The organism is Micromonospora sp. WMMD961 (assembly GCF_029626145.1).
In the GTDB taxonomy this organism is placed as follows: Bacteria; Actinomycetota; Actinomycetes; order Mycobacteriales; family Micromonosporaceae; genus Micromonospora.
Genome location: NZ_JARUBJ010000002.1, coordinates 6,384,792 through 6,407,660, shown reverse-complemented (window position 1 = coordinate 6,407,660; position 22,869 = coordinate 6,384,792). Strand labels below are relative to the sequence as shown.

At 72.0% G+C, this 22,869-nt stretch carries 21 protein-coding genes; 12 read left to right on the top strand and 9 right to left on the bottom strand.

The features are described from left to right. Positions 1-103: 103 nt before the first annotated feature. Positions 104-1,633, bottom strand: a complete 1,530-nt coding sequence (gene cysC / locus O7614_RS29240) for an adenylyl-sulfate kinase (protein ID WP_278141611.1) — start codon at positions 1,631-1,633, stop codon at positions 104-106. A gap of 425 nt (positions 1,634-2,058) precedes the next feature. Here cysC and O7614_RS29235 point away from each other — a divergent pair, with 425 nt between their 5' ends. The 5 genes from O7614_RS29235 (at position 2,059) to O7614_RS29215 (ending at position 6,232) form a co-directional block, all read left to right on the top strand. Next, the gene (locus O7614_RS29235; protein ID WP_278141610.1) at positions 2,059-2,973 is read left to right on the top strand and encodes an ABC transporter ATP-binding protein; all 915 of its coding nucleotides are present in this window, start codon (positions 2,059-2,061) and stop codon (positions 2,971-2,973) included. Then, entirely contained in the window at positions 2,966-3,871 is a 906-nt protein-coding gene (locus O7614_RS29230; protein WP_278141609.1) for an ABC transporter permease subunit, read from the top strand. The genes O7614_RS29235 and O7614_RS29230 overlap by 8 nt, the downstream gene beginning before the upstream one ends. Continuing rightward, positions 3,871-4,782 (top strand): ABC transporter ATP-binding protein, encoded by a 912-nt coding sequence (locus O7614_RS29225; protein ID WP_278141608.1) that lies wholly within the window; start codon positions 3,871-3,873, stop codon positions 4,780-4,782. The genes O7614_RS29230 and O7614_RS29225 overlap by 1 nt, the downstream gene beginning before the upstream one ends. A gap of 1 nt (position 4,783) precedes the next feature. Then, the gene (locus O7614_RS29220; protein WP_278141607.1) at positions 4,784-5,494 is read left to right on the top strand and encodes an ABC transporter permease; all 711 of its coding nucleotides are present in this window, start codon (positions 4,784-4,786) and stop codon (positions 5,492-5,494) included. Positions 5,495-5,587: 93 nt separating this feature from the next. Further along, positions 5,588-6,232: a hypothetical protein gene (locus O7614_RS29215; RefSeq protein ID WP_278141606.1), complete on the top strand. Its 645-nt coding sequence runs from the start codon at positions 5,588-5,590 to the stop codon at positions 6,230-6,232. Positions 6,233-6,278: 46 nt separating this feature from the next. Here O7614_RS29215 and valS read toward each other — a convergent pair whose 3' ends face one another. The 6 genes from valS to O7614_RS29185 form a co-directional block, all read right to left on the bottom strand. Further along, complete coding sequence (valS, locus tag O7614_RS29210) at positions 6,279-8,897, bottom strand: valine--tRNA ligase (RefSeq protein WP_278141605.1); 2,619 nt, start codon at positions 8,895-8,897, stop codon at positions 6,279-6,281. Between the two features lie 55 nt (positions 8,898-8,952). Further along, positions 8,953-10,833, bottom strand: coding sequence for an ABC transporter ATP-binding protein (locus tag O7614_RS29205; RefSeq protein ID WP_278141604.1), 1,881 nt, complete (start codon positions 10,831-10,833; stop codon positions 8,953-8,955). Next, positions 10,830-12,686 (bottom strand): ABC transporter ATP-binding protein, encoded by a 1,857-nt coding sequence (locus tag O7614_RS29200; RefSeq protein WP_278141603.1) that lies wholly within the window; start codon positions 12,684-12,686, stop codon positions 10,830-10,832. The genes O7614_RS29205 and O7614_RS29200 overlap by 4 nt, the downstream gene beginning before the upstream one ends. Before the next feature lie 38 nt (positions 12,687-12,724). Beyond that, entirely contained in the window at positions 12,725-13,234 is a 510-nt protein-coding gene (locus tag O7614_RS29195) for a methylated-DNA--[protein]-cysteine S-methyltransferase (protein WP_278141602.1), read from the bottom strand. Continuing rightward, entirely contained in the window at positions 13,231-14,730 is a 1,500-nt protein-coding gene (locus tag O7614_RS29190; RefSeq protein ID WP_278141601.1) for a DNA-3-methyladenine glycosylase 2, read from the bottom strand. Before O7614_RS29190 ends, O7614_RS29195 begins: the two co-directional genes overlap by 4 nt. A 78-nt stretch (positions 14,731-14,808) precedes the next feature. Then, a complete protein-coding gene (locus tag O7614_RS29185) occupies positions 14,809-16,224 on the bottom strand; it encodes an FAD-dependent oxidoreductase (RefSeq protein WP_278141600.1) in 1,416 nt (471 codons plus the stop codon). Positions 16,225-16,439: 215 nt separating this feature from the next. Between O7614_RS29185 and O7614_RS29180 the strand changes: the two genes are divergently transcribed. The 3 genes from O7614_RS29180 to ychF all read left to right on the top strand — a co-directional run bounded on the left by O7614_RS29180 (position 16,440) and on the right by ychF (position 18,922). Further along, complete coding sequence (locus O7614_RS29180; RefSeq protein ID WP_278141599.1) at positions 16,440-16,943, top strand: hypothetical protein; 504 nt, start codon at positions 16,440-16,442, stop codon at positions 16,941-16,943. Between the two features lie 71 nt (positions 16,944-17,014). Beyond that, positions 17,015-17,749: a peptidase E gene (locus O7614_RS29175; RefSeq protein WP_278141598.1), complete on the top strand. Its 735-nt coding sequence runs from the start codon at positions 17,015-17,017 to the stop codon at positions 17,747-17,749. Between the two features lie 87 nt (positions 17,750-17,836). Further along, complete coding sequence (gene ychF / locus O7614_RS29170; protein WP_278141597.1) at positions 17,837-18,922, top strand: redox-regulated ATPase YchF; 1,086 nt, start codon at positions 17,837-17,839, stop codon at positions 18,920-18,922. Between the two features lie 249 nt (positions 18,923-19,171). Here the strand turns inward: ychF and O7614_RS29165 are convergent, their stop codons facing one another. Beyond that, a complete protein-coding gene (locus O7614_RS29165; RefSeq protein ID WP_278141596.1) occupies positions 19,172-19,402 on the bottom strand; it encodes a hypothetical protein in 231 nt (76 codons plus the stop codon). Between the two features lie 204 nt (positions 19,403-19,606). Here O7614_RS29165 and O7614_RS29160 point away from each other — a divergent pair, with 204 nt between their 5' ends. From O7614_RS29160 to O7614_RS29150, 3 genes are all read left to right on the top strand, one after another. Further along, positions 19,607-20,284, top strand: coding sequence for an HAD-IA family hydrolase (locus tag O7614_RS29160; protein WP_278141595.1), 678 nt, complete (start codon positions 19,607-19,609; stop codon positions 20,282-20,284). Between the two features lie 337 nt (positions 20,285-20,621). After that, positions 20,622-20,855, top strand: coding sequence for a hypothetical protein (locus tag O7614_RS29155; protein ID WP_278141594.1), 234 nt, complete (start codon positions 20,622-20,624; stop codon positions 20,853-20,855). A 57-nt stretch (positions 20,856-20,912) separates the two neighbouring features. Next, positions 20,913-21,455 (top strand): hypothetical protein, encoded by a 543-nt coding sequence (locus O7614_RS29150; RefSeq protein ID WP_278141593.1) that lies wholly within the window; start codon positions 20,913-20,915, stop codon positions 21,453-21,455. A 49-nt stretch (positions 21,456-21,504) separates the two neighbouring features. Here O7614_RS29150 and O7614_RS29145 read toward each other — a convergent pair whose 3' ends face one another. Then, a complete protein-coding gene (locus O7614_RS29145; protein WP_278141592.1) occupies positions 21,505-22,062 on the bottom strand; it encodes a DUF3592 domain-containing protein in 558 nt (185 codons plus the stop codon). 40 nt (positions 22,063-22,102) lie between these two features. On the opposite strand from O7614_RS29145, the gene O7614_RS29140 reads away from it, so the two are divergent. Then, a complete protein-coding gene (locus O7614_RS29140; protein ID WP_278141591.1) occupies positions 22,103-22,861 on the top strand; it encodes a class I SAM-dependent methyltransferase in 759 nt (252 codons plus the stop codon). Positions 22,862-22,869 lie beyond the last annotated feature (8 nt).

Below are 22,869 nucleotides of genomic sequence, written 5' to 3'. Positions count from 1 at the left end.
GCCTCCCGAGGTCCCCGACTCTCACGCGGTCAAACGTGTTCCAACAAGAATGAACACTAGCGCGTAGCGTGAAGCGGTGGAAGGAACGGGGTACGGCGACGCCTCAGGCCGACGCGATCTTCAACTCCACCCAGCCGGTCTCGGTCAGGTGATGAAGCACCGCCTGCACCGCGTCCGCCACGCTCATGTCGGTGGTGTCGAGCACCAGGTCGGCGTCGGTCGGCTCCTCGTACGGGTCGTCGATGCCGGTCATCCCGGTGAGCAGGCCCGCGCGTGCTCGCGCGTACAGGCCCTTGCGGTCCCGGCGCTCGCACACCTCCAGCGGGGTGGCCACGTGCACCAGCACGAACCCCGCCCCGGCGGCCAGGGCCATCTCCCGGGCCGTGGCGCGGGCGGCCGCGTACGGGGCGATCGGGCAGCAGATGCCCACCCCACGGTGCCGGGCGACCTCGGCTGCCACCCAACCGATCCGCCGGACGTTGAGATCCCGGTCGGCCTTGCTGAAACCCAGCCCGGCGGAGAGCTCCCGGCGCACCACGTCCCCGTCGAGCAGGGTCACCGTGCGGTCGCCGCTCTCCCGCAGGGCGTCCGCCAGCCCTCGGGCGATCGTCGACTTGCCCGACCCGGAGAGGCCGGTCATGAAGACCACCAGCCCTCGGTGCCGGCGCGGCGGTCGGGCCCGGGCCAGCTCCCTCGCCACGGCCGGCGGAGTGTGCCACTCCGGCAGCGGGAAACCTCGGTCGAGCAGGTCGTCGATCTCCTGCTGGGTCAGGGCGAGCCGGCGGTTACGCGGTGGGATGTCCTCCCGCCAGCGCCACTGCCCGTCCCGGTTGTCGTAGGCGAGTTCACGCGGCACCAGCACCCGCAGCCCGGCGCCGGAGAGCATCTCCCCGGTGGAGAGCAGGTGGGTCACCCCGTACGACGCGGAGACCCGGGCGCGCAGCAGCGCATCGCTGATCTCCTCACGTCGGTGCGACAGGGGCACCGCGACCACGGTCGCCGGCGGCATCCGGTCCCGGGCGGCGAAGATGGCGCGTACCAGTGCCTCCGGCGGGAGCCCACCGACGCCGCCCTCACCGACCGGGATCATCACCAGCAGGTGCGCGGCCAACGTGCGGGCGGCATGGGCGATCTGGGCGAGCTGCGGACGGTGCAGCGGCCGATCGGCGATGACCCCGAGCACCCGGCCCGGGGGCAGCAGCGCCCGGACCTCCTCCGGGTTGCGGCGCAGCCGCTGGAACGGGCCATGGCCACCGTCGCCCAGCCGCCGGACCGGGCCACCGACGCCGGCGATGCCGTCGCGCACCTGCCAGACGTCGGTCACGTCCAGGGCAGCCGCCGGGGCGCCCTCGCCGTCGGTCAGCACCAACGCCCGGCGCGCCGGGTCCCGCGGATCGAAGCTCTCGGCCAGGGAGGTCGGCACCTGGAGCGTCACCGCGACCTGCCACGGCGCACCATCGGCCAGCCGGCCGCGTCGACTCACCGAGACCAGATCGGCGCGGGTCATGAAACCGGTCAGAGGGGCGTACGCGCCGGTCAGCAGCAGCTCAAGATCCGCGAGCTCACCCGGACGCGGCGTGTACGCCGGTGCGTCCCGCAGCACCTCGTCGGGCAGCACCCAACCGTTGCTCATCCACACCCCCCACTCGCTGACCGGCACACAGTTTCGCAGCCGACCGCCGATCGGTCGAGAGCGCCACTCCACGACCCCGGCGGGTAGGTCCGACGCCGGATCCGCCAGCCCGTCACCGACCGCATCCGGCTCCCCGCCCACCGCTCGTCGCGGAACCGGAGTCGGCCACCGTGGGCACGCCCACCTCAGCCCGCCCAAGACCTCGCGCCGTCGGCGAGCGCCCGACGGATTGCTGCCCACTGAACGGAAGATGAATCGTCCCACCCCCGACGGGCTTTTCCGAAACGGGGTCGGGCCGGACGCAGGGGAGAACCTTCCGACCAGCCGGGTAGCGGGACCTTAGGGGTCCGCCGCGCAAAGGATCAGGGAAGCGCCGGGGGCGCGCCGGTGTCTGCGCCGGGCATCCACTCCCTACGCTGGGCAGCGTGACACTGATCGCGACCCAGTCGCTCACCAAGACGTACGGAGGTCGGGTCACCGCGCTCGCCGACCTCACCGTCGCCGTCGAGCCCGGGATCATCGGCTTGGTGGGCGCGAACGGCGCCGGCAAATCCACGTTGATCAAGATCCTGCTCGGCCTGATCCCACCGACAAGTGGTCAGGTCTCGGTGCTCGGCATCGACCCGACCGCCGACCCGGCGCAGGTCCGCGCCCGGGTCGGCTACATGCCCGAGCACGACTGCCTTCCGCCGGACCTGTCCGCCGCCGAGCTGGTCACCCACCTCGGCCGGATGAGCGGTCTACCCCGCACCGCCGCCCGCGAGCGGGCGTCGGAGGCGCTGCGGCACGTCGGCCTCTACGAGGAGCGCTACCGCCCGGTCGGTGGCTACTCGACCGGCATGAAGCAACGCGTCAAGCTGGCCCAGGCGCTGGTGCACGACCCCGACCTGCTGCTGCTCGACGAGCCGACCAACGGCCTGGACCCGGCCGGCCGCGACGCCATGCTGGCCCTGGTGCACCGGATCGGCACCGAGTTCGGCATCTCCGTGCTGGTCTGCTCGCACCTGCTCGGCGAGGTGGAGCGGATCTGCGACACCCTGATCGCCATCGACGGCGGCAAACTGCTGCGCGCCGACCACATCTCCGCGATGACCTCGGCCACCGACGTGCTCGCCGTCGAGGTCAGCGAGGGCACCGAGGAGCTCGCCGCCCGGCTGGCCGAGCTGCAGCTGCCGGTGGCGCGGGACGGCCGACTGCTCCTCGTACCACTCGCCGACGACGGCACCTACGACCTGATCCTCGGCGCGGTCGCCGAACTGGACCTGCCCCTGCACCGACTGGACCAGCGCCGGCACCGGGTGGCCGAACTCTTCGCCACGAGGGAGCTCACCCATGCCTGAGCCGTCCGCAGCCGCCGTGCGCACCGCGCCGACAGGCGTCATCCACGACATCGGCTACCAGCGCTACCAGGGCCCGAGGCTGGGCCGCCGCCAGGTCTTCGGCGCCCTCTACCTGCACGGGCTGCGCACCGCGTTCGGCTTCGGGCGCAGCGCCAAGGCCAAGATCTTCCCCTGGTTGGTGGTCGGCATCGTGACCCTGGTCGCGGTGGCCCTGGCCGCGATCCGCAGCCAGACCGGCGAAGTGGTCGCCACGTACGCCCAGTTCGCCGACGCGATGAGCTGGCTGGTCATCTTCTTCGTCGCGGTCGTCGCTCCGGAGCTGGTCTCTCGGGACCTGCGCAGCGGGGTGCTGCCGCTGTACTTCTCCCGGCCGCTACCGCGCGCCGACTACGCGCTGGCCAAGCTGCTGGCCCTGGTGACGGCGCTCTGGCTGCTGCTCGGTGGGCCGCAGTTGGTGATGTTCCTGGGCGGCGCGTTCACCACCAAGGACGGCATGCGCGGGGTCTGGAACGAGCTGCTCGACCTGTTGCCCGGGCTGCTCTACGCCGGGCTGTGGGCGGTGGTCTTCGCCTCGATCGGGCTGCTGGTCGCGTCGCTGACCGGCAAGCGCGCCTTCGCCGCTGGCGGGGTCGTCGCGGTCTTCCTGATGACGACCCCGATCGTCGGGGTGCTGAGCATCCTGCCGTCGCGTACCGCCAACGAGCTGGCCGGGCTCGCCTCGCCGTCCACACTGGTGCAGGGAGTCGGCATCTGGTCGTTGGGCGACCTGTTGGTCGAGGGCGATCCGGGCGAGATGATGATCGGCGGGTTCGGCCCGGTCTACGCCCTGGCCGCGGTGCTGCTGGTCGCCGGCGCGACCGCCCTCCTGCTGGCCCGCTACCGGAAGGTTGCCTCCTGATGAGCACGCTGAGCCTGACCGGGGTGTCCCGGTGGTACGGCAACGTGGTCGCGGTCAACGACATCAGCATGGCCCTGGGGGCGGGCGTGACCGGGCTGCTCGGCCCGAACGGCGCCGGCAAGACCACCCTGCTGCACATGATGGCCGGTTTCCTCGCCCCGTCGCGCGGCACGGTCACGCTCGGCGACCAGCCGACCTGGCGCAACCCCGACGTCTACCGGCGGCTGGGGCTGGTCAGTGAACGGGAGGCGGTGCAGGGTTTCCTCACCGCGTACGAGTTCGTGCTGGCCAGCGCGAAGCTGCACCGGCTGCCCGACCCGGCGGCGGCGGCCCGGCGGGCGATCGACCTGGTGGAGCTGGAGTCGGCGCAGGACCGCCGGATCGGCACCTACTCCAAGGGCATGCGGCAGCGGGCCCGGGTGGCCGCCGCGATGGTGCACGACCCGCAGGTGCTGCTGCTCGACGAGCCGTTCAACGGGATGGACCCGCGCCAGCGGCTGCACATGATGCAGCTGCTGCACAGCCTGGGCGACGCCGGCCGGACCATCCTGTTCAGCTCGCACATCCTGGAGGAGGTCGAGCAGGTCTCCGGGACGGTGCAGGTGATGGTGGCCGGGCGGTTGGCGGCCTCCGGCGACTTCCGGACCATCCGCCGGTTGATGACCAATCGCCCGCACGTGTTCGCGGTGCGGTCGACGAACGACCGGGCGCTTGCCGTCGCGCTGATCGCCGAGCCGTCGGTCAGCGGGGTCGAGTTGGACCCCACCGGCCTGACCGTGCGGGCCGGTGACTACGGCGCCTTCACCCGGGCGCTACCCCGGATCGCGCTCAAGCAAGGCATCCGGGTGCGCCAACTGGTGCCGTCCGACGAGTCTCTGGAGAGCGTCTTCTCCTACCTGGTGGAGGCCTGACATGTCGACCGTTACCTGGATCACCGCACGCGGGCTGTTCGGCCGGCGTCGGTTCCTGCTGCTGCTCCCGTTGCCGTTGGTGCTGCTCGGGCTGGCCGCGCTCTGCCGGTCGCTGGGGGTGGACCCGGGCGAGTGGGGGCCGCCGGTGCTGGTCGGCCTCGGGCTGGCCGTGGTGCTGCCGGTGGTCGCGCTGATCGTCGGCACGGGCGTGCTGGGCGCCGAGATCGACGACGGCACTGTCGTGCACATCCTGACCAAGCCGCTGCCGCGCTGGCAGATCGTGCTGCCGAAGCTCGCGGTGGCCGCCGGGGTCAGCGCGGCCACCGTCGCGCTGCCGCTCTACGTCGCGGGCGTGCTCGCTGATTCGGTACGCCTCGGACTGGCGTTGGCCGTCGCGGCGGCGCTCGGCGCGCTGGCGTACTCGGCGCTGTTCCTCGCGCTCAGCCTGGTCACCAGGCGGCCGGTGCTGCTCGGCCTGGTCTACGTGCTCATCTGGGAGGGCCTGCTGGGCAACTTCGTCAGCGGCACCAAGGTGCTCTCCATCCAGCAGTACGTGATCGCGCTCGCCGACCGGCTCGCCCCCACCGGGCTGCTGGAGACCAGCGTGTCGGTGCCGGTGGCGTCGGTGATGACCGCGCTGGTCAGCGTCGGTTTCACGGTGCTGGCCATCGACCGTCTGCGGTCGTTCAGCGTGGCCGGCGAGACGAGCTGACTCCGGTGCGAGCCGCTGATCCGGCCAGCCCCCGCCCGGCGGTAGGGCTGGCCGGATGGACCGGTCGAGGCCCTTCGGGCCAGGCTGTCGGGTGTGAGCGTCGAAGCGGATCGGACGTCGTTGGCTGAGCCGTACTCCCGAAGCAGCCGGCCGTGGCTGACCAGCCTGGCGGTCGCCGGGCTGGCCTGCGCCACGGTCGCCACGGCCGCCCAGGGCAGCGGCCAGTTCCACTGGTGGGCCGTGTTCATCCTGATCCCGGCCGCCTTGATCGCGGCCAGCGGCGGTCCGTTGCTGGCCCGGGGAGGTGGCCGGGCCTTCGCCGGGTACATGCTCGCCTGCGTCGGCACGATTGTCTTCGCGGTGGGCGCGCTGCTGATGTTCAGTGTGATGGGGCGAGGTTGGCCGCTGCTGGTGGTGCTGCCCTGCCTGGCGGTCGCCGGCACCTACGGCTGGCGGGCGGCCCACCCGCTGGCCCGGGGGCTGCACCGGGCGGTGGCCCTGCTGGCGCTGACCGGCGCGTTGCTCGGCCTGACCCTGCAACTGATCCGGGTGGATCTGATCGACCCGAAGACCGGCTGGTGGGGTGCGTTCCTGATGTTGGCCGGGGCCATCGTCCTGGGCAACGCGGGTGAGCTGACCCGGCACCGGATGCCGTACCGCCTCCAGGCGATCACCCTGCTGGTCGGGCCTGCGGTGGTCGCGCTCCTGCTCGGGCTGCGCTTCCTGCGCGGTTGGTGACCCGGTCCGCCGCCGCCCCGGCGGGGTGGGCGGCGGCGGACGCGGGTCAGAAGGCGCAGGCGATGACCAGCTCCGGGGTTCGGTCGGGGAGCAGGTCGAGTTTGGCGATCCGACCCGCCGCGCGCAGGTCGTCGGCGACCAGGGTGAGCTGCTCCAGGAGCGCCGCGGGGCCGAGCGCCTCGGCCAGCGGCACCTCCGCCTTCATCGACAGCTTCCGCTCCGACTTGGCCCGCCGCACCTGACTCAACGCGTCGCCGGCGAGGCGCAACAGAGCCGGCTCACCCGACCCCTCGATCGTCCGGGCCACCTCGTAGGTGGTCGGCCACGGCGCACGGTGCACGGAGCCGTACCGCCACCACGACCAGACCTCCTCGGTCACGTAGGGCAGGAACGGGGCGAACAGTCGTAGCTGCACCGACAGCGCCGAGGCCAGCCCCGCCCGCGCCGAGTCGGCCCCCGCGCCGGTGCCGTACGCGCGCTCCTTGACCAGCTCGATGTAGTCGTCGCAGAACCGCCAGAAGAACGCCTCGGTGACCTGCAACGCCGCCGTGTGGTCGTACGAGTCGAAGGCGGTGCTCGCGGCGGTGACCACGGTGGCCAGCTCGGCGAGCATGGCCCGGTCCAGTGGGGCGGTGGCCGGCAGCTCCAGGTCACGGCGTGGCGTCAGACGCGCCGAGTTGGAGCTGTCGTGCGGGGCGCGTAGTGCGTCCGCCGCACCCAGCCCGAGCGCGAACTTGGACGCGTTGAGCAGCTTGGTGGCCAGCCGCCGGCCGATCTTGATCTGCGCCGGGTCGAAGGCCAGGTCCATGCCGGGCTTGCCACTGGCCGCCCAGTAGCGCACGGCGTCCGAGCCGTGCTGCTCCAGCAGCGCCAGCGGGGTGACCACGTTGCCCTTGGACTTGGCCATCTTCTTCCGGTCCGGGTCGAGGATCCAGCCGGAGAGCACGGCGTCCCGCCAGGGCAGCACCCCGTGTTCGAAGTGTGCGCGGACCACGCTGTCGAAGAGCCAGGTCCGGATGATCTCCTGCCCCTGCGGCCGGAGATCCATCGGGAAGACCCGGGCGAACAGGTCCGGGTCGGTCTCCCAACCACCGACGATCTGCGGGGTCAACGACGAGGTGGCCCAGGTGTCCAACACGTCCGGGTCACCGATGAAGCCGCCCGGATAACCGCGTTGCGACTCCTCGTAGCCGGGTGCCGGATCACTGGACGGGTCAACCGGCAGCGCGGACTCGTCCGGCGTGAGAGGGTGGGACCAGTCCGGCTCGCCAGTGTCGTCGAGCCGGTACCACACCGGCACCGGCACGCCGAAGAAGCGTTGCCGGCTGACCAGCCAGTCACCGGTCAGACCGCCCACCCAGTTGTCGTAGCGGTGCTTCATGTGCGCCGGCACCCAGTGCAGCTCCCCGCCCCGGGCCAGCAGCGTCGCCCGCAGCGCGGCATCCCGGCCGCCGTTGCGCAGATACCACTGTCGAGTCGAGACGATCTCCAGTGGCCGGTCGCCGCGTTCGTAGAACTTCACCGGGTGGGTGATCGGGCGCGGCTCACCGATCAGGTCACCCGTATCGCCCAGCAGGCCGACGATCTCCCGGCGGGCGCCGTTGACGGTCTGCCCGGCCAGCGCCGCGTACGGCTGGGCCGGCACCCCGGCCGGCGGCTCGGGGAGCAGCCGCCCGTCCCGCCCGATCACCACCCGCGTCGCCAGCCCCAGCTCACGCCACCAGGTCACGTCGGTCAGGTCACCGAACGTGCAGACCATCGCCACGCCGGTGCCCTTGGCGGGGTCGGCGAGCGGGTGGGAATACACCGGCACCTCGACGTCGAACAACGGGCTGCGCGCCGTGCCGCCCACCAGGTCGGCGTACCGCTCGTCGTCGGGGTGGCAGACCAGCGCCACGCAGGCCGGCAACAGCTCGGGTCGGGTGGTGTCGATGAGCACCTCACGCCCGCCGGGCGCGGTGAACCGCAGCCGGTGGTAGGCGCCGGGGCGCTCCCGGTCCTCCAACTCCGCCTGGGCGACCGCGGTGGCGAAGCCCACGTCCCACAACGTCGGCGCCTCCGCCTGGTACGCCTCACCGCGCAGCACGTTGCGCACGAACGCCCGTTGGCTGGTGGCCCGGGCGATCCGGCCGATCGTCGTGTACGTCAACGACCAGTCCACCGAGAGCCCGAGCCGCCGCCACAGGGCCTCGAAGGCCTGCTCGTCGGTGACCGTCAGCCGTTCGCACAGCTCGATGAAGTTGCGCCGGGAGATCGGGGTGGGGTCACGGCGGGCCGCGTCGTCGACCGGGGCCGCCGGTGGCCGCCACACCGGGTCGTACGACAGCGCCGGATCGCAGCGCACCCCGTACACGTTCTGCACGCGACGCTCGGTGGGCAGGCCGTTGTCGTCCCAGCCCATCGGGTAGAAGACGGCCTTGCCGCGCATCCGCTGGTAGCGCGCCACGGTGTCGGTGTGCGTGTACGAGAAGACGTGCCCCATGTGCAGCTCGCCCGATACGGTCGGCGGAGGGGTGTCGATCGCGTACACGTCCTTCCGCTCCCGTGAGCGGTCGAACGCGTACGTGCCCTCCTCCTGCCAGCGGCGCGCCCAGCTCTCCTCGAGCCCGTCCAGGGTCGGACGCTCGGGAACGCCGGCGCGGGCCGTCCTCGCCGTGTCGGTCATCTAGCGATCGTAGGCACCACCAGGGGGTCGGGCCACGTAGTTACGGATCGCCGGTTCAGATCAGCGAGTCGCGCCACTGGCGGTGCAGGGCCGCGTACCGACCGTCGGCCTCGGCCAGCACGCCGGGTGGGCCGTCCTCGACGACAGTGCCGGCGTCGAGGACGAGCACCCGGTCGGCGGTCTCCACGGTGGAGAGTCGGTGTGCGATCACCAGGGCGGTGCGGTCACGCAGGATGGTGCCGAGTGCCCGCTGGACCAACCGCTCGGTCGGCACGTCCAGCGACGACGTCGCCTCGTCCAGGATCAGCACGGTCGGGTCGGCCAGGAACGCCCGGGCGAACGCGACCAGCTGCCGTTGCCCGGCGGAGAGCCGGCCGCCGCGTCGGTGCACCTGGGTGGCGTACCCCTCGGGTAGGGCGGCGATGAAGTCGTGCGCGCCGATCGCCCGCGCGGCGGCCTGGACCGCGGCGTCGTCGGCGCTCGGGCGGCCGAACCGGATGTTCTCCGCGACGGTCCCGCTGAAGAGGTGGTTCTCCTGTGTCACCAACACCACCGCCCGGCGCAGGTCGGCGTCGCTCACGTCGCGCAGGTCCACCCCGTCGAGCCGGACCGTGCCGGCGTCCGGGTCATGGAACCGGGCGACCAGCTTGGCGATTGTCGACTTGCCCGCGCCGGTCGGCCCGATCAGCGCCACGGTCTGCCCGGCCGGCACGGTCAGCTCCAGCCCGCCGAGGATCGGGGTGCCCGCCCGGTACCCGAAGGAGACCGCCTGGAAGGTCAACTCACCGCGTCCGCGCCCGGCCGGCAACGGTGTGGGCCGGGCCGGCTCGGCGACGCCCGGCCGTTCGTCGAGCACCCCGGCCAGCTTTTCCAGCGCGGCGGTGGCCGACTGCAGCGAGTTGTAGAACTGGCTCAGCTCCTGCATCGGCTCGAAGAAGCGGCGCAGGTAGAGCAGGAACGCGGCGAGCACGCCGATCTCGGTCTGCCCGTCGAGCACCCGCCAACCGCCGTAGCAGAGCACCACCGCCACGGTGACGTTGCCGATCAGCTTGATCGCGGGCGAGTACGTGGCGATCAGCCGGAACGCGTGCAGGCTGGTCCGTCGGTAGTCGTCGCCGAGCGCCACGAAGATCCGTTGGTTGCGCGGTTCCCGGCGGAACGCCTGCACCGCCCGGATGCCCCGCATCGACTCGACGAAGTGCACGATGACCAGCGCGACCGCGTCCCGGGTCCGGCGGTACGCGCTGGCCGACGCCCGGGCGAACCAGCGGGAGAGCCAGAACAGGAACGGGAAGGCGAACAGCGTCACGGCGGCCAGCGGCAGGTCCAGCCAGAGCAGGATGGCGGCCACCGACAGGATCGACAGCCCGGCCAGTACCAGGCTGTCGATGCCGCCGTCGACCAGCTCGGCGATCGAGTCCAGGTCACTGGTGAGCCGGGAGACCATCCGGCCGGAGGTGTACCGCTCGTGGAAGCCGACCGACAGCCGCAGGAAGTGTCCGAACACCCGCTGCCGCAGGTCCAGCAGGACGGCCTGGCCGATCCGGGCGGAGAGGGTGAGGAAGCCGCGGCGGGCCGCGTACTCGGTCACCGAGGCCACCGCGAACGCCCCGGCGACGGTGATCAGTGGGCCCGGGTCGCCGGCGCGCAGCGGCGCGATGGCCCGGTCGATGCCGATCATGACCAGGTACGGGCCGGCCATCGCGGCGGCGTTCTGGGCCAGCAGCAGGCCGACCGCGGCGGCGAGTCGTCCCCGGTGCGGGCGGAGCAGGTCGGCCAACAGTGCCCGGCTCAGCCCGCGCAGTCGGGCCACCGCCTCGGGTGCGGCGTCCTCGGCTCGGCTCCGGTCGGCCTCCGGGTCGGTGGCGGTTCCGCGCCAGCGGGCCAGCTCCGGCTCCTCCTCCGGCGGCGGGTCGGCCTGCGTCGGCACGGTCACGAGTGCACCAGGCCCCAGCCGTCCGAAGCGGACGGGCTCGACCCGGCGGCGCCGGACGGCGGTGGCTGCCCGGCGGGTGGCTCGGCGGCGAGCAGCGCCCGGTAGGCCGGCACACCGGCAAGCAGCTCCGAGTGCCGCCCGATCGCCGTGATCCGCCCGTCTTCGAGCAGGGCGACCCGGTCGGCCAATGCGATCGTCGACGGCCGGTGCACCACCAGCAGCGCGGTGCTGTCCCGCAGGACCCGGCGCAGCGCCGCCTCGACCAGCGCCTCGGTGTGCACGTCGAGCGCGGACAACGGGTCGTCCAACACCAGCACCGCCGGCCGGCCCAGCACCGCCCGCGCCAACGCGAGCCGTTGCCGTTGCCCGCCGGAGAGGGACAGCCCCTGCTCACCCACGCGGGTGGCCAACCCCCACGGTAGGTCGTGCGCGAAGTCGGCCTGGGCCAGCGCCAGGGCCGCCCGGACGTCCTGGTCATCGGCGTCCGGGTGACCCAGGGTGAGGTTTTCCCGGACCGACATGGAGAACAGCGTGGGCTCCTCGAACGCCACCCCGACCAGCCGGCGTAGCGACGCCAGCCGAAGCTCGCGCAGGTCGTGCCCGTCCAGGGTGATCCGGCCGGCGGTGACGTCGTGCAGCCGGGGCACCAGGGACAGCAGTGTGCTCTTGCCGCAGCCGGTGGCGCCGACCAGGGCCAGCGTCTCGCCCGGTTCGATGGTCAGGTCGATCTCGCACAGCACCGGTGCGGTGGCACCCGGATAGCTGAAGGCGACCCGCTCGAAGCGGAGCCGACCGTGCACCGCGTCGCGGGGCAGCGTGAGCGCGCCGGGGGAGTCCACGATCTCCGGTGGCGTGTCCAGCACCTCCTGGATCCGGTCGGCGGCGGTGGCGGCCTCCTGGCCGTTGGCGATGATCCAACCCAGCGACTGCACCGGCCAGATGAGCATCAGTTGGAGGCTGACGAACGCGACCAGCTCGCCGATGGTGAGTGCGCCCTCCGCGGCGGCGGCCGCTCCGGCCACCAGCACCACGCCCAGGGTCACGTTGGGCACCAGGTCGAGCAGCGCCGAGGTGTTGGCCAGTAGCCGCCCCTTGCCGACCCCGGTGTCGTGCAACCGGCGGGCGGCACCGGCGAAGCGGGCAGCGAGTTCCGGCCCCCGGCCGTACGCCTTCATGGTGCGCAGGCCCTGCGCGGTCTCCTCGACCAGGGTCGCCACGTCGCCCTGCTGGTCCTGCATCCGCCGGGACGCGGTGTGGTAATGCCGCCCGAACCGGCGGCTGATCAACAGCAGCGGCACCGCACTGGCCGCCACCAGCACCCCGAGCACGGGGTGCAGGTTGATCAGCAACACCACCACGACCACGTAGGTGGTCAGGTTGAGCACCAGGAAGAACACGCCGAAGGAGAGGAACCGCCGGATCACCGACAGGTCGCTGGTGATCCGGGAGAGCAGCTGGCCGGACTGCCAACGGTCGTGGAAGCTCGTCGGCAGTCGTTGCAGGTGGGCGTAGACGTCGGCGCGCAGCGCCGCCTCCATGCCGACGGACGAGGAGGACTGCACCCAGCGGCGGATGAAGATGAGCACCGCCTCGGTCACGCCGAGCAGCAGTGCCAGACCGCCGAGCTGGAGCAGCCCGCCGGCTTCGTGTCGGGCCACCGGGCCGTCCACCACCCGCTGCACCACCAGTGGTACGGCGATCCCGGCGGCCGTGCCGGCGAGCCCGGCGAGGAGCAACCAGGCGAACTCGGCCGCGTACGGGCGCAGGTAGCGGCGCAGCCGCCAGAGGTTGTGCACGGGGTGGGTGCCCGCAGCGGCCCGCGCGGCCGGGTCGCCGTCGCTCTCCACAGGCACTACCAGACGGTAGCGTCTAACAGGTGTCGATGCCTCTGTCAGCTTGCCGTCAAGCGTCGCTCATGACCGAGAAGCCACTGCTTCACCTCCAGCCCCCAGCGGTAGCCACCGAGCGACCCGTCGGTACGCAGCACCCGGTGGCACGGCACGAACAGCGCCGCCGCGTTGCGGGCGCAGGCCGCTGCGGCGGCTCGCACCGCCGGTGGCCGGCCGGCCAGTGCCGCGTACCCGGTGTAGGTGACCGGGGTGCCCGGCGGCACCTCGCGCAGCACCTGCCAGGCGTGTGCCATGAACTCGCCACCGGTGCGTTGCCGGACCGGCACCGCGTCGATGGCGGCGAGGTCACCGTCCAGGTAGGAGCGGACCGCCGCGCTGACCGGGCCGAGGTCGGCCCGCTGCCGCAGCGGTGCCCGCAGGGTCGGGTGGACCAGGGGCAGCAGCGCCGCCGGGTCGGGGGTGAAACCAGCGGCCAGGACGTCACCGTCGGGGCCGGCGAGGATGCTCAGCGGGCCGGTAGGTGTGTTCAGGACGGCGCTGTCGATGCTCATGCGGCTCTCCAGAGTCTGGTCGTGGCGTAGGACCGCCAGGGACGCCATCGCTCGGCGTACCGGTCGAGGGTCTTTTGGGTGTCGGGCAGGCCGAGAGCGGCGGCGCCGCGCCGGACCGCGAGGTCGGTGCTGAGCAGGATGTCCGGGTCGCCGAGAGCACGCATGGCCAGATAGTTGGCGGTCCACGGGCCGATCCCCGGCAGCGCGAGCAGCCGCCGCACGGCCTCCTCCCGGTCCACGCCCGGCGCGAGGTCCAGATCGCCGTCCACCACGGCCCGAGCCAACCCCCGCAGGGTCTCCCGCCGCGCCGAAGGCATCCCGAACGTGCTGTCCGGCAAGGACAACAGCTCCTCGGCGGTCAAGAACCCCCGCAGTCGTCCCGACCCCGCCGGTCCACCTGGTCGATCATGAGGTTGGCCCGGAGTTCGATCTCCGTCGGCCTCGTCAACCTCATGATCGACCTGGGTGGTGCGGAGGAGGCGGGTGAGGGTTTTCTGGGCCGCGGTTACCGAGACCTGTTGGCCGATGACGGCGCGCACGGCCATCTCGAAGCCGTCCACCGCGCGGGGGAGCCGGACCCCGGGTTCGGTGGCGACTGCCCGCGCCAGCGCCGGGTCGGCCGCGAGCGTGGCGTCGATCGCCGTCGGGTCCGCGTCCAGGTCGAGCAGCCGACGACACCGGGCCACCGCGGGCGCCAGGTCGCGCAGGTCGGCCAGCCGCAGCGTCACCGCCACGTGCCCGTGCGCCGGGGTCAGCGCCACCTCACCGGTGCCGTGCGGCAACCGCAGACCCCGGTGGTACGTCCCATCGCGGACCTCGTCCACCCCGGGTAACGCCCGCACCGCGAGGAAGTCCAGCAGCGCCCGGGCGTGCAACGGCGGGCGGTACGCCAACCGCAGCGCGATGGTCCCCGCCCCGGTCGCTGCCTGCTGGCGACCACGGGTCGCCCGCAGGTCCGACGGTGCGCTCGCGTACACCTCGCGGAGCGTGTCGTTGAACTGCCGCACACTGCCGAAGCCCGCGGCGAACGCGATCTCGGCCATTCCCAGATCCGTCGTCTCGATCAGGATCCGGGCGGTCTGCGCCCGCTGCGCCCGGGCCAGCGCTAGCGGGCCCGCGCCCATCTCGGCGCTCAGCATCCGGTGCAGGTGCCGCTCGGTGTAGCCGAGGCGGGAGGCCAGGCCCGGTACGCCGGCGCGGTCGACCACCCCGTCGGCGATCAGCCGCATCGCCCGGCCGACCACGTCCGCGCGGATGTCCCACTGCGGTGAGCCGGGCGCGGCGTCCGGACGGCAGCGTCGGCAGGCGCGCAGCCCGGCGCCCTGCGCGGCGGCGGCCGACGGGAAGAACCGGACGTTCTGCCGCTTGGGTGTGATCGCGGGGCAGGACGGTCGGCAGTAGATGCCGGTGGACGTCACGCCGGTGTAGAACCAGCCGTCGAACCGCTGGTCGCGGCTGTCCACGGCCCGGTAACACCGCTCGAAGTCCATCTCCATGTCCCCGATGATGCCCCGCCCGGCGCGTCGTCGGCTGGCGGGAATCGGACCTGGGAGTGCTGGTGTCCAGGGCCGCCGTCAACGGGGGCGTCGACGGCGCCGATGCGGCTGGCCAGATCCGGCAGGCTGGCCAGATCCGGCAGGCTGGGCGGACCGGGTCGGTCGCGTGGCGCGTTGCGGTTGGCCGGTCAGCAGGGCCGGGCGGAACACGCCGTCCGGGTCGTACCGCTTCCACAGCCGCCGCACCCGGGCTCCGGTCTCGCCCGGGTAGATCCGGGCGAACGCGCCCGGGCCGGGCCGGCTCTCGAAGTTGACGTACGCCCCGTCGGCCCGCGCGCCGATCGCCCGCCAGGCCGTGTCCAACGCTCCCGCGCCCTGCGGTGGGAACACCGAGGCGACCACCATCGTGTCCTGGTGGCGATGCGGGTACGCGGTCGCGTCGGAAGCGACGTCGTTGATCGCTCCGCCCAACGAGCGGAGCTGGACCACCGCCCGCCCCGGCCCGGTCACCGCTCGCATCACAGCCCGCGCGCCGGCGTCGTCCAGGTCGCGGAACAGACCGTTGGTGGTGGTGCCGCGCTGCTGCCCGACGTTGGGGTGCAGGTGCGCGGTCGGTACCAGGCTCGGATATGGCAGCAGGTCGGTCCGGTGTTCGAGCACCCTGCCGATGGCGAGCAGCGGCTCCACCGCGGGTCGGGCCCGCCGCAGGCTCTCGGCGGCCACCACAGCGGTGATGGACATGAGTGCCGAGCGGCCCTCGGCGTACACCACGGCGGCCGCGGACAACTCCCGTGGTGCCTGCGCGAGGTAGCTGGTCCACTCCCGGATGGTGCGTCCGTCCGGACGCGCCTCGACGACGACCTGCGCCACGCCGACGTTGCGCTGCTCGGCGGCCTCGATCTCGAAGGCCACCACGATCCCCGCTCCCGCTCCCGCGCCGCGGACCAGCCAGAACAGCTCCGGCTCGTGGTCGGCGTCCGTGCGTACCAGCGTTCCGTCCGCGAGGACCACCTCGACCGCGCGGACGCGGTCGATGGTGAGACCGTGGGCGCGGACCAACCAACCGATGCCTCCGCCGGTGGCCAGGCCGCCGACGCCGACACCGCCGTGGTCACCAGAGCTGATCACCAGGCCGTACGGGGCCAGTGTCTTCGCCACGTTCGCCCAGCGGGCCCCGGCCTCGACCCGGACCAGCCCGGCCCGTTCGTCGAGCACCTGCACCCGGTCGAGCATGGACAGGTCGATGACCACGCCGCCGTTGTTGGAGGAGGCGCCGGAGAAGCCGTGCCCGCCACTGCGGACGGCGATGGGCAGCCGCTGCTCCCGCGCGTAGCGGAGCGCGTCGACCACCTGCGCGGTGGTCTTCGGCAGCAGGACGGCGGCCGGCGACGCCGACGTGGTGTACGTCGAGCGCAGCTGCGCGTACCGGCGGTCGCCGGGTGTGACGATCTGTCCCCGCAGGGAGTCGGGCACCCGGGCCATGGCGGCGGTCATCGGTGCCTCCGCAGCGCGCACCTCGGGTGGCCGGGATCGGTCATGACCCAAGAATGAGCGGGCACACCGGCGCCGACAAATTCGGCGGACCGGTTCGTCCTGTTCGTGGCTCCGCGTGCGGGAGTGCCCGCGAGAAGGTGACAGGTGTCTCCCGCCCGGAAGTGTCGGTCGTGACGGGTACCGTCCGGCCACCAACTGAAGAAGGGGTGCGGGACATGACGAGCGTGGCGGGTTGGGCGGCGGCGTCGACAACGGGCGCGTTCCCGCCGTTGCCCCGCGCTGTGGTGCAGTCCTTCTACCGACGGATGCGGGCTGTCGCACCGGCCGCCGTGGGCGCGATCGACCGGGACCGGGCGGGCGACCCCGACCGGGTCTTCTCCGACACCGCGTGTGGCCGGTTGGCCGGTTCACTCGACGACGCGGGCCTGCGGGCGCTCGGGATGTGGACACACCACTGGTGCATGCGCTTCTACGACGACGACACCCGCGTCGGCCGGCGGCTCGTTCGCGAGATCGCCGCCCGGCCGGGGTTGGGTTGGCTGGCCGACGAGGTGCGGTGGATGTTGCGCGAGTCGATCTCGGCCGGCCCGGCAGCAGCCGACCGGTTCACCCTGCCCCGGGCCGCCGCAGGGCAACTGCCCCTGGCCGACCGGCCGGCCCTCGCCTGCTGGCCCGAGGTCGAGGTGCCTCGCCAACGGCGACCGGAGGGGTCCCGGTGACCGTCGAGCCTGCGCGGTGTGTCGGCTGAGGCAGGATGGGCACCGCAACGCCCCGACGGAAGGACGCCCCGATGCCTGCCAGCGAGCCGACCATCATCGCCACCAGCATGGGCTTCTCCCGGGGTGACCGAGGGCCCTACGACATGCGCCCCAGCCCGGTCTTCGACCTGGCGGCCGAGCTGGCCGAGGCGGGTCCGCAACCGCGGGTCTGTTATCTCGGGCAGGCCGTCGGCGACCAGCCCACCTCGCTGACCGCTGTCTACGGCGCGTTCGCCGCCACCCGGTTCCGGCTGTCGCACCTCGCCCTGTTCCCCATGCCGAACGTCGAGGACGTCCGCGCCCACCTGCTCGCCCAGGACGTGGTCTGGGTCGGCGGCGGCAGCGTGGCCAATCTGGTCGCCGTCTGGCGGGTGCACGGGCTCGACGAGATCCTGCACGAGTGCTGGCAGGCCGGCGTGGTGCTGGCCGGCGTCTCCGCCGGCTCGATCTGCTGGCACGTCGGCGGTGCCACCGACAGCTTCGGCCCCCGGCTGCGCGGCTTCACGGATGGCCTGGGCTGGCTGCCCTACGGCAACGGGGTGCACTACGACAGCGAGGGCCAACGCCGCCCGCTCATGCACCAGCTCGTGGGTGACGAGACGCTGCCGACAAGCCACTGCACCGACGACGGAGTCGGCCTGGTCTACCGGGGCACGCGGCTGGTCGAGGCAGTCGCGGACCGTGAGGGCGTCTCGGCGTACGAGGTCAGCCGAGGCGTGGACGGCAGCGTCCGGGAGTCGGTCATCGCGCCGCGCCTGCTCGGCTGAGCGTCGACGGCTCTGCCGGCCGTCGTTTCGGGTTGGATCGGAGCCGCCTCGGTCGGCCCGGCCGGCACCCGCGTAAGCTGGCTGGTCGTGAGTCTCTCCATCGGCATCGTCGGCCTGCCCAACGTCGGCAAGAGCACGCTTTTCAACGCGTTGACCAAGAACGACGTGCTGGCGGCGAACTACCCGTTCGCCACCATCGAGCCCAACGTCGGCGTGGTCGGGCTTCCTGACGAACGGCTGGGCAAGCTGGCCGAGATCTTCTCCTCGCAGAAGGTGCTGCCGGCGCCGGTCTCGTTCGTCGACATCGCCGGCCTGGTCCGCGGCGCGTCGAAGGGGCAGGGCCGGGGCAACGCGTTCCTGGCGAACATCCGGGACGCGTCGGCGATCTGCCAGGTGGTCCGGGCCTTCTCCGACCCGAACGTGGTGCACGTCGACGGCAAGATCTCCCCGGCCGACGACATCGAGACGATCAACACCGAGCTGATCCTCGCCGACCTGCAGACCCTGGACAAGGCGCTGCCCCGGCTGGAGAAGGAGGCCAAGCTCCGCAAGGATCGGGCCGCCGCGGTCGCCGCCGCGAAGGCCGCCATCGAGGTGCTCGACGGCGGCACCACCCTCTACTCCGGGGCCGCCGCCGCCAAGATCGAGCTGGAGCACCTGCGGGAGCTGCACCTGCTCACCACCAAGCCCTTCCTGTACGTCTTCAACGTCGACGAGGCCGAGCTGGCCAACGAGGCGTTCCTCGACGAACTGCGCGCCCTGGTGGCCCCCGCAGAGGCCGTCTTCATGGACGCCAAGATCGAGTCAGAGCTGGTGGACCTGCCCGAAGAGGAGGCCCGCGAGCTGCTGGAGTCGATCGGCCAGAACGAGCCCGGCCTCAACCAGCTCGTCCGGGTCGGCTTCCGCACCCTCGGCCTCCAGACGTACCTCACGGCCGGCCCCAAGGAAGCGCGTGCCTGGACCGTCCCGGTCGGCGCCACCGCGCCGGAGGCCGCGGGTGTCATCCACAGCGACTTCCAGCGCGGCTTCATCAAGGCCGAGGTGGTCTCCTACGACGACCTGGTCGAGCACGGTTCGATGGCGGCGGCCAAGGCGGCGGGCAAGGTCCGCATCGAGGGCAAGGAGTACGTCATGCAGGACGGCGACGTCGTGGAGTTCCGCTTCAACGTCTGAATCCGGGCTGTTATGGCAGCTCAGAGCGTTGATGCTTCGGTCTGGGACACACCTGGGGCGCAACCCCACGCCTCATCCCATCCCGTCGCCGACGGCCCGGGGCGAGCCGAGCAGACCATCGCCGGGACCGCCAGCGTCCGTCCATGCGTCAAGGCCGTCCTGACGTGAGCGGTCCCGGAGGCGGCCCGCTCGCGCAGGGGCGGGTCGACGGCGACGGGATGGCGAGGCTCCATGGGATCTGGGCGTCGTTCAGTCACCGGAGAACCCGGTGAAGTGGATCTGCTCGGGACGGCCGTCGAGGTAGCTGAGGATGTATATGCCCTGCCATCGTTCGCGGATCGAGGACGGGTCGAAGCTCTCCATCCAATCCACGACCTGATCCGGCGTCGGCGTTCGGGTGCCGAAGAACTCGATCGCCTGCTCGTCGGTTAGTGGAGAGACGGTGAACAACGCCGGCTCGGCCGACACGCCGTTGGCCATGTCGATGATGGAGTGCGTGCCCGAGTCGGGTTGCGCTGCGAGCAGCGTGTCCGGGTCGACTGGCTTGGGTCGCCGCTGGGCGGCGCGCCAGTCGTCGAGGAGGTGCTCGTTGATCCCGCTGTCGTCGTCGGCGGGGTGGAGTCTGGCACGGGCCCGGGCCGGTCCTGCGTCTCGACTGGAACCGGGGATTGGAATACTGCCGCCGTGACGGTCAAAGCGCTCATCTTCGACTTCGACGGCCTGCTGATGGACACGGAGACCACTCTGCTGGAGAGCTGGCGCTGGGAGTGGCGGCGGCACGGCCTCGAGCTCGACCCGCGCGGCTTCTTCGCTGACCACGGCGGCGACGCGAACGAGCCGCGCTACGCCGCGCTCGCCGCAGCGGTCGGAGCGGCCTACGACCGCATATCCAGTCACGAGCTGCGGATGGCGTACCGGGCGGAACTGAATGCGACGCTCGGGCCGGCGCCGGGCATCATCGGCTGGCTGGACCGGGCCGCGGCTCTGGGGCTGCGGCTGGCGGTGGCGAGCAGTTCTCCGCTAGTCCATGTGAGCGCCATGCTGGATCGGGCCGGGTTGCGGGCGCGGTTTGAGGTGCTGGCAACCGGCGAGGAGGTGGCCGCGCACAAGCCGGACCCGGCCGTATATCTGCTGGCACTGGAGAGGCTCGGGCTGCCGGCGGAGGAGGCGGTCGCGTTCGAGGACACCGCGCACGGTGTCGCAGCGGCGCAAGCGGCTGGGCTGCGTTGCGTGGCAGTGCCGAACCCGCATGCGGACCACGCCCGCTTCACCACTGCAGACCTGCTGCTTACCAGCGCCGCAAGCCTGCCACTGGACGCGGTGCTGGCGAAACTATCCCGGCACGCGGATCGCCTCCGCTGAGCGCACCGGCAGAGGCCGACCGTCTTCCTCGTGGTCAACCTGCGGGCCGCGGCCGCCGGCACGGCCAGCTCGGCCCGTGCTCGTCCTCGTCCTCGTCCTCGTCCTCGTGCGACGATGTCGCCGTACCTTGGCTACGCCGATCACGGCAGATCCGGACCCGCACGGCTTGTTGCGCTGCGAGTCGCTACAGCAGGTCCAGCAGCGTTTCTATCCGGGTGACCAGCACCAGATCCATGGTGCCTTCGACGCGGACACTGCGCAGGTCCCGCCCTTCTGGCGGCTCTCGACGAAGAGTCTGGGGAACAGGCGGGGCAACGGAGATGACAGGATCGCGTACGTGGGACCGACCGCCAGCCGGTGGTGGCAGACAGCGAGAACTCCGAAGCAGGGCTTTGTCCTGGGAGGGTTCTGGCTCGTCCTGGCCGTGGCGTACGGGGTGTTCGCCGTCGGCGAGCCGATCAGTTGGTCCGTCATCGTCGCTGCGTTGGCAGCACTGCTCGGCGTTGGCTACCTGGTGACGGCGGTGTTGCTGCGCCAGCGCCTGCGCTCGACCCAGCGCGACCCCCGGTAGCCGCCTGAGCGGCTTCTGCTGGTGAGCCGATCGCGGCGGGTGGGGGATGATTCCCGGGTGGGAAACCTCTACGAATACTTCGCTGCCGGGTCGGACGAGGATGCTGCCGCGACGATCGACGTCGAGGGTGGCCCGGGTGGGGTCGAGCCCGTGTCACCCGAGTTGCAGGCGGCGATCCGTGCCGGCGACCGTGCGGCGTTGGACCGCGCCAGGCGACCGCGCGTCCGATTCTCCGAGCATGGTCTGCCGGTGCTGGCCGTCAAGGGCGTCGACCCGATGGTGCAGATGGGGACGCTGGAGGATCTGCTCACCGGCGTCGGTATGGACGCCATCTTCGCTCGCCCCCGGTGGGCGATGGACGTAGCCGTCCGAGACCACGGCGAGCGGCTGGTGCTGTCGCTCACTGACGAGTTGCAGCAGGCACTGGTCGAGTGCACACCCGAGCGATTGTCCGCGGTGGCCGTCTCGTGGTCGCAGACGGAGGAGTTCTGGGGCCAGGGTGACCCGGACCTGATAGCCGGATTCCTGGGTGAACTGTCCCTGCTCGCACGTCATGCGACTGATCGGGGTCATCGGCTGTACTGCTGGGTCTGCGTGTAGTCCGAGGACAGCTACGTCGAGCCTTGGCCCGGGGTGGGCGACGGCGCGATCAGCGGTGGCTCGGTTTGCGCTTCGTTCCGCCCTTGGTGTTCAGGAACTGCCGGCGGCGATGTTCTCGCTGTTGCCGCTGCCAGTCGCGTTGACGGCGGTCTCGTCGTCGTCCGAGGAGGCGCCCGACCACGGCGGCCAGCATCGTGCCGGACAGGATCAGACCCGCAGCCCCGACCACGCCCTGCAGCCGGCCGCGATGCCCACTCAACATCCCGAACTCGGTCACGAAGTCCTCGGGGTCGTCGGGGTTGACCCAGATCCGCACCTCCGTGCCGGCCGGGAGGCAGACCTCCCAGCAGCCGACCTCGGCCCGATGCGGGACGCCGGCGACCTGGTAGCGCAGATGCATCGTGCGGCTGTTGCGGGCCTTGTAGACGGTCTCGTGGATGACCGCCTGGACGGGCACGCCGTCAGCCCGCAGCCGGGTTCCCCACGCCTCGTTGTCGTCGAACGTCTTGCTGGGCAGCCACATCATGACCAGCCCGGCCACGATGCCGAGTACGTAGGCGGGGTAACGCATCCGCCACCAGGTCCGCGCGATCTTCACGGTGGTCATGGTCGCAGCCGACGTCCATTGACCGGGGTAGGTTGACCGCATGACGGAACAGCTGCTCCGATCGTCGTTCGGCGCGGCGGCTGCCGCATACGCCGAGCACCGCCCGGACTACGCGCAGGACGCCGTTCGATGGGCGCTTGACGGCGCGCCCGGCCAGCGCGTGCTCGACCTCGGTGCCGGCACCGGCAAGCTCTCCGCCACGCTGCTCGCGGTGGGCGTGGACGTCGTCGCGGTCGAGCCCGACACCGCGATGCTCACCGAGCTGCGCCGCGCGTTGCCGGCCGTTCGTGCCCTGCCGGGTAGCGCCGAGGCCATCCCGTTGCCGGACGCGTCCGTCGACGCGGTGTTGGCCGGCAACGCCCTGCACTGGTTCGACATGGCCGTCGCGGGGCCGGAAATCACCCGGATCCTCGCACCGGGAGGCGTCCTGGCTGGTTTGTGGAACGTCATGGACGACCGGATCGACTGGGTTGCCGACCTCGAAGGGATCAGCGGTAGCGCGGCCATCGGCCCGCGTGACACGTTGAGCGCCTGGCGGACGGCGACAGCGGACATGCTCGGTCCGGTCACCCGATTCCGGGCGTCGGAGCAGGCCGAGTTTCCGCACGGGCAGCGCCGTACCGCCGACTCGCTCGTCGCGACGCTCGCGACCCGGGCGGGAATGCTGGTCATGCCGGAAGCGGACCGGGAGGCCTTGCTCGGCCGGATCCGTTCGTTTCTCGCGAGCAGGCTGGAGACCGCCGAGGGCGAGTTCACACTGCCGATGCTGACCGGGGTGCTGCGCGCTCGGCGGCAGTGACGGCCGTT